This window comes from Pseudoxanthomonas sp. PXM01 (assembly GCF_014851815.1).
Classification (GTDB): Bacteria; Pseudomonadota; Gammaproteobacteria; order Xanthomonadales; family Xanthomonadaceae; genus Pseudoxanthomonas_A.
Genome location: NZ_JACVAJ010000001.1, coordinates 309363 through 320881, shown reverse-complemented (window position 1 = coordinate 320881; position 11519 = coordinate 309363). Strand labels below are relative to the sequence as shown.

The 11519-nt window shown below is 65.5% G+C and carries 13 protein-coding genes and 2 tRNA genes; 6 read left to right on the top strand and 9 right to left on the bottom strand.

What is annotated here, in order from left to right; all coding sequences use genetic code 11:
* Positions 1-3: 3 nt before the first annotated feature.
* Genes IB230_RS01470 through IB230_RS01455 form a run of 4 tightly spaced genes read right to left on the bottom strand, consistent with a single transcriptional unit; the run spans position 4 to position 2057 of the window.
* On the bottom strand, positions 4-258 hold the full coding sequence (locus IB230_RS01470) for an acyl carrier protein (protein WP_192268033.1): 255 nt from the start codon (positions 256-258) through the stop codon (positions 4-6).
* Positions 259-282: 24 nt separating this feature from the next.
* Complete coding sequence (locus tag IB230_RS01465) at positions 283-543, bottom strand: phosphopantetheine-binding protein (RefSeq protein WP_162337822.1); 261 nt, start codon at positions 541-543, stop codon at positions 283-285.
* Positions 530-1327 (bottom strand): lysophospholipid acyltransferase family protein, encoded by a 798-nt coding sequence (locus IB230_RS01460; protein WP_192268031.1) that lies wholly within the window; start codon positions 1325-1327, stop codon positions 530-532. The genes IB230_RS01465 and IB230_RS01460 overlap by 14 nt, the downstream gene beginning before the upstream one ends.
* Positions 1320-2057 (bottom strand): beta-ketoacyl synthase chain length factor, encoded by a 738-nt coding sequence (locus IB230_RS01455; RefSeq protein ID WP_192268029.1) that lies wholly within the window; start codon positions 2055-2057, stop codon positions 1320-1322. Before IB230_RS01455 ends, IB230_RS01460 begins: the two co-directional genes overlap by 8 nt.
* A 139-nt stretch (positions 2058-2196) precedes the next feature.
* On the opposite strand from IB230_RS01455, the gene IB230_RS01450 reads away from it, so the two are divergent.
* The 3 genes from IB230_RS01450 to IB230_RS01440 all read left to right on the top strand — a co-directional run bounded on the left by IB230_RS01450 (position 2197) and on the right by IB230_RS01440 (position 2822).
* Positions 2197-2272, top strand: a tRNA-Ala gene (locus tag IB230_RS01450).
* Positions 2273-2323: 51 nt separating this feature from the next.
* Positions 2324-2399, top strand: a tRNA-Glu gene (locus tag IB230_RS01445).
* Positions 2400-2594: 195 nt separating this feature from the next.
* Positions 2595-2822 (top strand): hypothetical protein, encoded by a 228-nt coding sequence (locus tag IB230_RS01440; RefSeq protein ID WP_192268027.1) that lies wholly within the window; start codon positions 2595-2597, stop codon positions 2820-2822.
* Positions 2823-2840: 18 nt separating this feature from the next.
* Here the strand turns inward: IB230_RS01440 and IB230_RS01435 are convergent, their stop codons facing one another.
* Positions 2841-3323 carry a DUF1249 domain-containing protein gene (locus IB230_RS01435; RefSeq protein WP_192268025.1) on the bottom strand — a complete coding sequence of 161 codons (483 nt, stop codon included), beginning with the start codon at positions 3321-3323 and terminating at the stop codon, positions 2841-2843.
* 113 nt (positions 3324-3436) lie between these two features.
* On the bottom strand, positions 3437-4258 hold the full coding sequence (locus IB230_RS01430; protein ID WP_192268023.1) for a pyruvate, water dikinase regulatory protein: 822 nt from the start codon (positions 4256-4258) through the stop codon (positions 3437-3439).
* A gap of 154 nt (positions 4259-4412) precedes the next feature.
* On the opposite strand from IB230_RS01430, the gene ppsA reads away from it, so the two are divergent.
* Entirely contained in the window at positions 4413-6785 is a 2373-nt protein-coding gene (ppsA, locus tag IB230_RS01425; RefSeq protein ID WP_192268021.1) for a phosphoenolpyruvate synthase, read from the top strand.
* 93 nt (positions 6786-6878) lie between these two features.
* A complete protein-coding gene (locus IB230_RS01420) occupies positions 6879-7832 on the top strand; it encodes a mechanosensitive ion channel domain-containing protein (RefSeq protein ID WP_192268019.1) in 954 nt (317 codons plus the stop codon).
* A 34-nt stretch (positions 7833-7866) separates the two neighbouring features.
* On the opposite strand, the gene IB230_RS01415 is transcribed toward IB230_RS01420, so the two are convergent.
* Positions 7867-9675: a hypothetical protein gene (locus IB230_RS01415; RefSeq protein ID WP_192268017.1), complete on the bottom strand. Its 1809-nt coding sequence runs from the start codon at positions 9673-9675 to the stop codon at positions 7867-7869.
* 133 nt (positions 9676-9808) lie between these two features.
* Entirely contained in the window at positions 9809-10372 is a 564-nt protein-coding gene (orn, locus tag IB230_RS01410; RefSeq protein WP_192268015.1) for an oligoribonuclease, read from the bottom strand.
* A gap of 102 nt (positions 10373-10474) precedes the next feature.
* Between orn and IB230_RS01405 the strand changes: the two genes are divergently transcribed.
* The gene (locus IB230_RS01405; protein ID WP_192268013.1) at positions 10475-10939 is read left to right on the top strand and encodes a DUF2721 domain-containing protein; all 465 of its coding nucleotides are present in this window, start codon (positions 10475-10477) and stop codon (positions 10937-10939) included.
* Here IB230_RS01405 and tadA read toward each other — a convergent pair.
* Complete coding sequence (gene tadA / locus IB230_RS01400; RefSeq protein ID WP_192268011.1) at positions 10936-11412, bottom strand: tRNA adenosine(34) deaminase TadA; 477 nt, start codon at positions 11410-11412, stop codon at positions 10936-10938. The two genes, IB230_RS01405 and tadA, sit on opposite strands and share 4 nt — an antisense overlap.
* Positions 11413-11519: the final 107 nt, after the last annotated feature.

Here is an 11519-nt window from a genome sequence, read left to right as displayed (position 1 = left end):
CGCTCAGGCAGCTTGGTCGCGAATCAGGCCGTACAGCACGTCCACGATGTCCTGCACCGTGCGCACCGACTTGAAAGCCTCGGGCTGCAGGCTGCGCCCAAGCAAGGGCTTGAGCTGCACGATCAGGTCCACCGCATCGATGCTGTCGATGTCGAGGTCGTCGTAGAGCCGAGCCTCCGGCGTGATGCGCGCGGGCTCGATCTCGAAGCTGTCATGCAGGATCGTGACGATCCGGTCGAAAAGTTCGTTTTTGGTCATCTTGCCAGTCCTGCCCGTCCCTGCTCAGGCCTTGCCCTGCGAGGCGACGAAATCCGCCAGGGCACGCACGCTGGCGAAATGCCGGCGGGTTTCCTGCGAGTCTGCGGAGAGTGCGACGCCGTAGCGCTTCTGCAGCGCCAGCCCGAGTTCCAGGGCGTCGATCGAGTCCAGCCCGAGACCTTCGACGAACAGCGGCGCGCCGGTGTCGATGTCGTCGGGCGTGATGTCTTCCAGCGACAGCGACGAAATGATCAATTCCTTGATCTCGTGCTCAAGTGCCTGCACGCGATGGATCTCCCGCAAAGTAGTTGGCCAGATGTTCCGTGAGCCGCCGGGCTGCCAGCGCCTCTCCCCCCGCCGATGGATCCGCCCCCGCCACTCCGTTCAGGAATGGGGCGATCGGCAGGTCTTCCTGAACATCGATCACCATATGGAATCGCACCGGCGGCACACGATACCACTTCTCCCCTTTCCCAAGCGTCAGCGGCGAGCAGGATATCCGCACGGGCGTGATGTCCAGCGCGCCCCGCACGGCGATGTTCGCGGCGCCCCGCTGCAGCTTCAACGGTTGCCCCGGGGTGGTCCGCGTGCCCTCGGGGAAGATCACCAGCGCACCGCCGGCCCGCACGGCGGCGATGCAGTCCTCCACCAGGCCGGCGCCGTCGTCGTTGGCCACGTAGCCTGCCGCCCGCACCGGCCCGCGCATGAACGGATTGCGGGCCACCGCGGACTTCACCACGCAGTCGGCGTTGGGCAGCAGGGACACCAGCAGGACCACGTCGATCAGGGTGGGATGGTTCGCCAGCACCAGCAAGCCATCGCGGGCCAACCGTTCCCGCCCCCGGATCTCGTACGTCATCACGCCCATGCGACGCATGAACTCGACATGGGCGGCGAAACTGCGCTGAACGATGCGACGCGACCAACGCCGGCGCCGTTCCGGGTCGCGCACCAGCCACAGCATCGGCGGCAGGACACATACCCCGAGGAGCAAACCGCCCACCCCGAACGCGAGGAAGCTCAGGCCGGTGCCCGCTACACGCCACGCATGATCGAGGCGGTCACGCATCGCGTCGCCACTGCCACACCGAACCGTCGCAATGCCAGCGCAGCGATGCGTCCCCCGCCAGGAGGAAACGCAGTACGTCCAGGCCATGCGGCAGCGTGGAGGCCAGCGGGCTCCCGCCACCGTCGTCGCCCTCCCATTCCAGCGTCAAGGTCGGAGCGGAAACATCGCGGCCACCGATCCGCCAGCACCACGCGAAGCCGGCATCGGGCTCGTCCGCGAAACCGGCATAGACCGGGGGCAACGGGGCGTCATACACCACGAGCATGACCTCGGGCGCGCCATCGGCCAGCAGTGCCGCCGCTTCGACGCAGGCGGCCTCCACCGTCGCCATGCCGCCGGCCAGTGCGAGATAGTTGCCTCGCTCGCGCCGCAGGATCGAGTACAGCGCCGCGATCGCGTTGTGCACCGACAGGCCGAAGGTGGTGGGCGATGGCGGTTGCGCCGTCGCGAGGGCTTCCAGCAGTTCCATCGAACGCGCCACATCGCCGTGGCGCGAGGCGAACACCAGCGGCAGGCCACTGTCCTCCGCCTGCTGGCACCAGAACGCGGTCTGGATCGCCATGCGTCCGAGCCGCTCGATGCGTCGCCGCTGCATGGCCGGCACCTCGGCCAGCGCCGGCGTGGCATCGCCCGTCGGCAGCCACGGCGCAGCGGCCCACGCGCGCCATGCGTCGCGATCCACCAGTCCCGGCGCCCACGCCGACCACTCCCTCACTGAAAAGCCGATCATTCGCAGCGCAATGCCTTGCCGATTCCGATCAGCCTATTTCAACCCGCCTGCCCCGACGTTCGCCAGTCGTGAAATTTTTCGTAACGGATGCTTGCGCATCGGAAAGAGGCTGGCTATTATTCCGCTCCTGCCAGCACGTGGGGCCATAGCTCAGCTGGGAGAGCGCCTGCATGGCATGCAGGAGGTCGGCGGTTCGATCCCGCCTGGCTCCACCAATTTCCGGACAATAGGCCGTCCGGAAAGAAAATCTGGCAACACTTTCGTGCGTCCCCATCGTCTAGAGGCCTAGGACATTACCCTTTCACGGTAGCGACCGGGGTTCGAATCCCCGTGGGGACGCCAATCTCTTCAAGGCCCGGGAAACCGGGCCTTTTTTTGTCCGGTGTTCGGCGACTGAGCGCGCTTGCGCTCATTTTTACAAGAACCTCACCGGTGCCAGCGTACAAGCTGCTGCAACGCCGGCTCGCCACCTCGCGGCCGATCGTTGCAGTTTCTGTCGCAGTCGAAGTGCATTCCGACCTTCGCGGAGTTGCCGCCATGACGCACGATACCCTCGCCGACGAACTGATCGCGCAATTGCCCCTCCATCGCGATACGCGCTGGACGGCGGGCTCACTTGGATTGGACGAGGCTGCGTTCGACGCGGTCGCGCAACGGCTGCTCGAACTGGAATCATCGGGCGCCGTCGACGTGATGAACATGTCGCGCGACGCCAGCCATGGCCTGCGCCGGCTCAACGCCATCCGTTTTACCCGCGTGGCCTGACCGACCGCGCTGCGCGCGTCAGGCCACGTCGCGTGCGATCCCCACCGGATGCAGGGTGGCGACGCCGTGCCCCTGCTCACCGAGGTACTCGAGCCACTTGCCAAGGAAGGTGTTCATCCGCATGCGATGGCTGATGACTTCCGCGGGCGGCGGATACAGACCGATCACGTCCTGCCAGCGCTTGCCGACATAGCAGTGCGTCGCTTCAGCCTGGTGCGCGTCGCGATACAGGCGAACGAACGCGGAGGGATCCGGCTCACCGGTCAGCGGATCGCAGATGCCGTAGGTCAACCGCAGCTCCACGGTGTAGCGATGCGTCTCGATGACCTCGAGCCGCACGTCCAGCCCATCGCCGATGCTCGACACGTACGTGCCCACCTGCAGGTGCTCAGGCGCGAACAGGCGGACGAGGCGAGCATGGTTCTCCGCATACAGCGCCATCAGCCAGCCGAAACGGCCCAGCCGGGGGATGCGCGCTGCACGTGCGAGGGCTTGAGACATGGGTCGATCCTACACGCCGGATCGCCATCGCGGCAGCATTGACGCGCCGTCGCGTGCGGCCTAAGTTAAGGGTTCGAGGCGTGCGTTTCCCGCCGGTCGCCGTCCCCTTCCCCTCAGTACATTTCCCGCTGCAGACCCAGCGTGGAGAGCACCTTGCTGGAAATTTCCTCGATCGACTTGTTGGTCGTGCTGAGCGTGGGCAGGCGTTCCACCTGGAACATCGCTTCGGCGGCCGCGACCTCGCGCTTGCAAGTTTCCATCTTCGCGTAGCCGGAGTTCGGCCGGCGCTCCTGCCGGATCTGGTGCAGGCGATCGGGGTCGATGGTCAGCGCGAACAGCTTGCGACGGTACGGACGCAGGCGGGCCGGCAGGCGGTCGGTTTCCAGATCGCCGTCGGTCAGCGGATAGTTGGCCGCGCGGATGCCGTAATGCAGCGCCAGATAGACGCAGGTCGGCGTCTTGCCCGCGCGGGACACCGCCACCAGGATCACGTCGGCCTCGTCGTAGTTCACCGCCATGCCGTCGTCGTGGGTCAGGGCGAAGTTCATCGCGTTGATGCGGCGGTGGTAGGTCTCGAAATCGACCAGACCGTGCGCCTGGCCGACGCGCGACTGCCGCTGCTCGCCCAGTTCGCGCTCCAGCGGCTCGATGAACGGCGCAAACACATCAAGCATCAGCGCACCGCTCTCGGCGATGAGCGCGCTCAGGCCCGGATCGACGCAGGAGCTCACCACGATGGGGCGCGCGCCCATCCGCTCCCCGGTCCGGCGGATGCGATCCGCCGCGTCCCGCGCCTTCTCTTCGTCGTCGACGAAGGACAGCCGGTCGGTCTGGAACCGCATCCCGGCGAACTGGGTCAGCAGGCTGTGGCCGATGGTCTCGGCGGTGATACCGGTGCCATCGGAGACGTAGAACACGGGGCGCAACTCAGACATGCCCTTCCCTTCCCTGCTTCACCATGGAAACCCCCGTCAGATCAAGCTTGTCTGCAATTGGTATGCACTGCATCATATCGCCTCTTTCCCCATGGACACGGCACCCCACGCCGATGGTCATCGGCATGGCGCGGCCTGCTTCGGAGCATTGCGCTTGAACGAGAACATCCTGTGGTTGCATGAGCTGCGCCTGGCTGACCTGGCCCGCGTCGGCGGCAAGAATTCGTCGCTGGGCGAAATGATCGGCCATCTGGCCAACCTCGGCGTCTCGGTCCCGGGAGGCTATGCGACCACGGCGGAGGCCTTCAAGGCCTTCATCGCGCACAACGACCTGTCCAAGCGCATCTTCGACAAGCTGGCCACGCTGGATGTCGAGGCCGTGCCCGCGCTGACGGCGGCCGGCAAGGAAATCCGCGGCTGGGTCATCGACGCCCCGCTGCAGCCCGACCTGGACGCCGACATCCGCGCCGCTTACGCGAAGCTCTCGGCCGACAACGGCGGCGGTGACGTCGCGGTGGCCGTGCGCTCCTCGGCCACCGCCGAAGACCTGCCGGATGCCTCGTTCGCCGGCCAGCAGGAGACCTTCCTCAACGTCACCGGCGCCGACGATGTCGTGCACAAGGTGAAGGAAGTCTTCGCCAGCCTCTACAACGACCGCGCCATCGCCTACCGCGTGCACCACGGCTTCAAGCACGAAGACGTGTTCCTGTCCGCCGGCGTGCAGCTGATGGTGCGCTCGGGTGTCGGCGCGTCGGGCGTGCTGTTCACGTTGGATACCGAGTCCGGCTTCCGCGACGTGGTGTTCGTCACCTCCAGCTTCGGCCTGGGCGAGATGGTCGTGCAGGGCGCGGTGAACCCGGACGAGTTCTATGTCTACAAGCCCACGCTCAAACAGGGCAAGCCGGCGATCCTGCGCCGTGCGCTGGGCAGCAAGGCGCTGCGGATGGTGTATTCGGACGTCCCCGGCGAGCGCGTGCGTACCGAAGACACACCGGCGAACCTGCGCAACACCTTTTCGATCACCGACGAGGACGTGCACGAGCTGTCCAAGCAGGCGCTGGTCATCGAGCAGCACTACGGTCGTCCGATGGACATCGAGTGGGCGAAGGACGGCGTGACCGGCAAGCTGTTCATCGTGCAGGCGCGCCCGGAAACGGTGAAGTCGCGCGCCAAGGCCACGCAGATCGAACGCTATGCGCTGGAGAAGCGCGGTGACGTGATCGCCGAGGGTCGCGCCATCGGCCAGAAGATTGGCAGCGGCGTCGCCCGCGTGGTGCGCTCGCTGGACGACATGAGCCGCGTACAGCCCGGCGACGTGCTGGTCGCCGACATGACCGATCCCGACTGGGAGCCGGTGATGAAGCGCGCCAGCGCCATCGTCACCAACCGCGGCGGCCGCACCTGCCACGCCGCCATCATCGCGCGCGAGCTGGGGGTACCGGCCGTCGTCGGCACCGGCAACGCGCTGGACCTGATCGAGGATGGCGTCGAGGTCACCGTCAGCTGCGCCGAGGGCGATACCGGCTTCATCTATGCCGGTGCCCTGCCCTTCGAGCGCACGACGACCGATCTCGCCGCGATGCCGCCGGCGCCGCTGAAGATCATGATGAACGTGGCCAACCCGGAGCGCGCGTTCGATTTCGGCCAGTTGCCCAACGCCGGCATCGGCCTGGCGCGCCTGGAAATGATCATCGCCAGCCACATCGGCGTGCATCCTTTGGCGCTGCTGGAGTACGACCGCCAGGACCTCGACGTCCGCAAGAAAATCGACGCCAAGACCGCCGGCTATGCCGATCCGGTGAGCTTCTACGTGGACCGGCTGGCGGAAGGCATCGCCACCATTACGGCGTCGGTCGCTCCGCATCCGGTCATCGTGCGCCTGTCGGACTTCAAGTCCAACGAGTACGCCAACCTTATCGGCGGCACGCGCTACGAGCCGCATGAAGAGAACCCGATGATCGGCTTCCGCGGCGCCAGCCGTTACGTCGATCCGTCGTTCGAGCCGGCATTCGCGCTGGAATGCCAGGCCGTCCGGCGCGTCCGCGACGAGATGGGGCTGGACAACCTGTGGGTGATGATCCCGTTCGTGCGCACGCTGGAGGAAGGCCGCAAGGTCGTCGAGGTGCTGTCCAAGCACGGCCTGCGCCAGGGCGAGAACGGGCTCAAGATCATCATGATGTGCGAGGTGCCGTCGAACGCCCTGCTGGCCGAGGAGTTCCTGGACATTTTCGATGGTTTCTCGATCGGCTCGAACGACCTGACCCAGTTGACGCTGGGCCTGGATCGCGACTCCAGCATCGTCGCCAACCTGTTCGACGAACGGAATCCGGCGGTGAAGAAGATGCTGTCGATGGCCATCAAGGCCGCGCGCAGCAAGGGCAAGTATGTCGGCATCTGCGGCCAGGGCCCCAGCGACCATCCGGACCTCGCCGAGTGGCTGATGGCGGAAGGTATCGAATCGGTGTCATTGAATCCCGACACTGTGGTCGACACCTGGCTGCGGCTGGCCAAGACCAAGGCGGGCTGACGCGACCGCAACTTCCTTCACGCAAAGGCGGTTACCATCTTCCTGTAGACCCGGCACGCCCCTGATGGGGCGTGCTGCTTTTCAGGAGTGCCCATGCCCACACCCGCAGCAACCGCCACCGCGCCCGCCCTCACCGAGATTCCGACCGAACCCGCCGCGCTGATGCGCGAGCTTCGCGGTATCGACTGGCTGCAGTTGCTGGAAACGTGGGGTCTGAAGCTGCTGGCCGCCGTGATCATCTTCCTGGTCGGCATGTGGCTGGCCAAGCGGCTGAGTACGGGCCTGGAGCGCGTGCTCGGCCGCACGCATGCCGATGCGACGCTGGGTGGCTTCCTGCGCCGCGCGAGCTATGCCGCGATGATGGTGCTGGTCATCATCACCGCGCTCACGTCGCTGGGCGTGAATCCCACATCCATGCTTGCGGTACTCGGCGCCGCCGGCCTGGCCGTCGGCCTGGCGCTGAAGGATTCACTGTCGAACATCGCCTCCGGCGTCATGCTGATCGTGCTTCGTCCGTTCCGCGACGGCGATTTCGTCCTCGCAGCCGGCCTGGAAGGCACCATCGAGGAAGTGCGCATCTTCCAGACCCGCATGCGCACGGCCGACAACCGCCTGATCGTCCTGCCGAACAGCCTGATCACGACGGCACCGATCATCAATTTCACCGCCAAGCCGCACCGCCGGATCGACATCGCTGTCGGCGTCGGCTACGACGACGACCTGAAACGCGCCAAACAGATCCTGCTGCAGATCGCTGAGGATCACCCCCTCGTCCTGCGCGATCCCCCGCCCAGCGTGATCGTGTCGAAACTGAGCGAAAGCAGCGTGGACCTCATCCTGCAGGCCTGGTCGAACACGAGCGACTTCGGCGACGCGAAGAGCGACCTCACCGAAGCCGTCCGCACCGAGATCATCGGCAACGGCCTCAACATCCCGTATCCGCAACGCGACCTGCACGTGTACCACCACAACAGCGACGGCACGCCGCTGACCGACATCATCACCAAAGGCGTCGCCGACGACGGCGATGCTGCAGCGCCCCGCTGACGAGTGCGAATTGACGGATGGCCACGGCTGGACATCAGCTCCCGAACGGCATTCCTGGCGGGCGCCGATTGGTGCCGTCGCAGACGATCTCCGGCAGGCCGGCCCGCGGACCGCAGAAGTCCACGTTCAATCTGTCGAACCACTCCTCCGCGAGTAGGCCTTCCACGTCTGAAATCGGCGGCAGACTGCGCAGATAGTAGGCTGCCTTGCTGCCTTCATTGAGACGGATGTGCGCGACTGCCAACCATTTGACCGCCGCGCTGAAGTCACCCTGCTCATGCGCGCGCTCCAGGTAGGGGATGGCTGCACGCGGGTCGCGCGGATTGCCTACCCCGTCCAGGAAAGTACGCCCCATCCATAAGTTGCCGTCCCGATGATCGAGCGCTTGGGCCCGCTTGATCCACAGCAACGCCTTGGCCGGATCGGCGGGGATATCGTTGGGGTGCGGCTTGCTATACATGCCCGGATAGTAGGTGGTACCGATGCTGGCCAAAGTAGCGCCATCGCGTCGCTCGATCGCGAGCTTTCCCGCTCTGTCCCACCAACGATCGGCCTCTCCACGATCGGCGGCTATGTGGACTCCGCGTCGATACACGTGGGAAAGATGGAACATGGCACCCGAATCCCCAGCCTCTGCACGCTCGCGCCACAATGGCAAGATGCGCGCCTGTAGTTCGGCAGCTCTTGGAAGTACGCCACTGGCCTCCAGTTCGGCCCGCGTGCGTGCACCGGCGCGATACAGGTACCGATACGCCATGCGCAAGCCCTCCTGACCTGACTGTCCGCCGCGTCGCGCATGTAGATCGGCAATGAAATCCAGCAAGGTGCGTCCATCCGTGGCATCGATGACGTTGAATGCGGGGGCCGGTAGCCGCCACTCCTCGACAGCACGAAGGATCAATGAGTCGTGCCGCTTGTACAGCGCGTACTTGAATGCGTTCAATTGTCCGACGAATGGCTCGTGGCATTCCATCCGGTGGGCATTGGCGACCCAGAATGCACGTATCTTCCGGGCGGCGGCGACAGAGTTGTCCAAGCGACGATCCACGCCCGCCGCTTTGTCCAGTACGGCTTCAAAAGCGAAACGCACATGGTCGCCTACCACGTCGCCATCATCGGACTCGATGGCCCGACAGAACGCGCGTCGATCGAAACCGGCTGCGTTCAGCGATACCCAGCGCGCATCGTCGTAGTGGTCCGGAGCGGCAGGGTAGTTGGTGTCACCCAATGTCGGTGTCACCACGGGGATCGCGACGTCGGGCCATTGACGGTTTCCCTTCTGCCGGGTCAGTCCCGTCGGCAGACCCGCTGCTCGCCATCCACGCGTGCCTTCACGCATCCACAGCAGATTGGTATAGCCCTCCGCACGCAAATGCAGGATCGCGTTGTAGGAAAGGAAGCAACTCGTGTGATGGCAGTACACCAGCACCGGACGGTCCTTTCGTCCCTTGATCATGGTATCGAACAGGCTGCGCAACGCCTCCCGCTCGCCGGACGTCGGCTCGCGACCCATGCCAACCCCTGGTAGAGACCATGCATCAACGATGCCCTCGGCATCGCTCATGGGCTGCATGACCACTAGTTCCTCGCCAAGAGCCTCGATCAGGCAGGATGCTGTTTCCGGATTGACCGTGTGGGCACCGGCCACGGTCGCCGGCGTCAACGCATTACCCTTGGCCGAAAAGCCGCCGGGGTAGTCCTCCGCGACCGGTAGCGCGGGCGCGTCACCATGCAGCCGTTGGCATCGCGGAAGTTCCTGTGCGATCTGTGGTGCCGCGGGTGTGGCGTAGGAGAAATTGCAGCACAGTCCGATGACCAGGACGGTCCAGGCTTGGATACGCATCAAGATGTCCCCGACAAGAAGCCCAGGCCGCCCCTATCAAAGCCCTGCGACGGCCAAGGCATTATCTGCAGGCCGCTTCCAGGAGGTCAAATCCTGCGTCGATTCCTGCGGCAGAGCTCGCGTCCCGGTGACGTCACTCGCCCGCGAGCGCCGCCATGTGCTTGCGGTAGTGACGCAGCTCTTCGATGGAATCGCGCACGTCGCTCAGCGCGGTGTGGCTGGCCTGCTTGCGCACGCCTTCGAGCACCTGCGGCGCCCAGCGGCGCGCAAGTTCCTTCAACGTGCTGACGTCGAGGTTGCGGTAGTGGAAGTACTTCTCCAGCCGCGGCATCAGCCGGTGCAGGAAGCGACGGTCCTGGCAGATCGAGTTGCCGCACATCGGTGACGCACCGGCCGGCAGCCACTCGTTGAGGAAGGCCACGGTCTGCGCTTCCGCCTGCCCCAGCGACACCTCGCTCTCCACCGCCCGCTTCCACAGGCCCGAACGGCCATGCTGGTTGCGGTTCCAGTCGTCCATCGCCTCCAGCACCGAGACGGGGTGGGCGATGGCGAATTCGGGCCCTTCCGCCAGCACGTTCAACTTCGAGTCGGTGACCACCGTGGCGATCTCCAGGATGGAGTCGCGATCGGTATCGAGCCCGGTCATTTCCAGGTCGATCCAGATCAGACGGTCGGTGTGCGCGTTGTTCGAGGCCATGCAGCGGTCCATGACGGGGAAGAAGGTCCGGCCATTCCACGCCGGGAATGCGGACTGGCCGCATCGTGTCATCATAACGCAGACCACTCCGGCGACCGGCCCATGAACCCATCCACCGATCATGCCGTCCTCACCGCGATGCTCGCGCCCGCATTCTTCCTGACCGCGACGGCGTCGCTGCTGTTGTCGGCCAACAACCGGCTGGCACGCATCATCGATCGGGCCCGCACCCTGTTGCGTGAACTGGCCGAGGCCGAAGAGGAGGTCGAGCGCTCGCTGCTGGAGAAACGCATCGCACTGCAACGCCTGCGTAGCCTGATCATCCTGCGTGCCGGCCAGTTGCTTTACGCAGCGATCAGCTGCTTCGTCGGTACCAGTCTGGCGGTGGCGGTCGATACGTTCTCAGGCCACAAGCTGGGCTCGCTGCCCACATGGCTGGCTGCCCTGGGCGTGGTGGCGATGCTGGCGGCAAGCCTGCTGCTTGCGCGCGAGTCCACGCTGGCGGTGACTGCGATCAACGAAGAGATGGATCACCGCAAGGTCAAGCGGAAGTTCCCGACACCCTAGACCAGTGGCCGACCGCGCTTGGCGCGGAAATAGTTGGTCAGACGGCGCCCGGCATCTTCGCCCAGTACGCCGCCGACGACCTCGATGCGGTGGTTGTGGCGCGGATCCGCGACCAGGTCGAAGACGCTGCCGCAGGCGCCGGTCTTGGGATCGGTGGCGCCGTACACCACCCGCGCCACGCGCGCATGCACCAGCGCCATCGCGCACATCGCGCACGGCTCCAGCGTGACGTACAGCGTGCAACCCACCAGCCGATGATTGCCCAGCACCCTGCCCGCCTCGCGCATCGCCACGACTTCGGCATGTGCGGTGGGATCGTGGTCGACGATGTTGCGGTTCCAGCCCTCGCCCAGCACCTGTCCTCCGGCATCCACCAGCACCGCGCCGACCGGAATCTCGTCGAATTCCTGTTGAGCGCGATCCGCCAACGCAAAGGCCTGGCGCATCCAGTGTTCGTCGTCGATGCCACTCATCCGGGGGATCGTCCTGGAGCCATGCCGGGATTGTCGCCTGCGTTGCCGCGGCGCACAACGCGCTGCCATCACGCAGGCCCTGAGGCAGGGATAGAATCGGCGCGGGG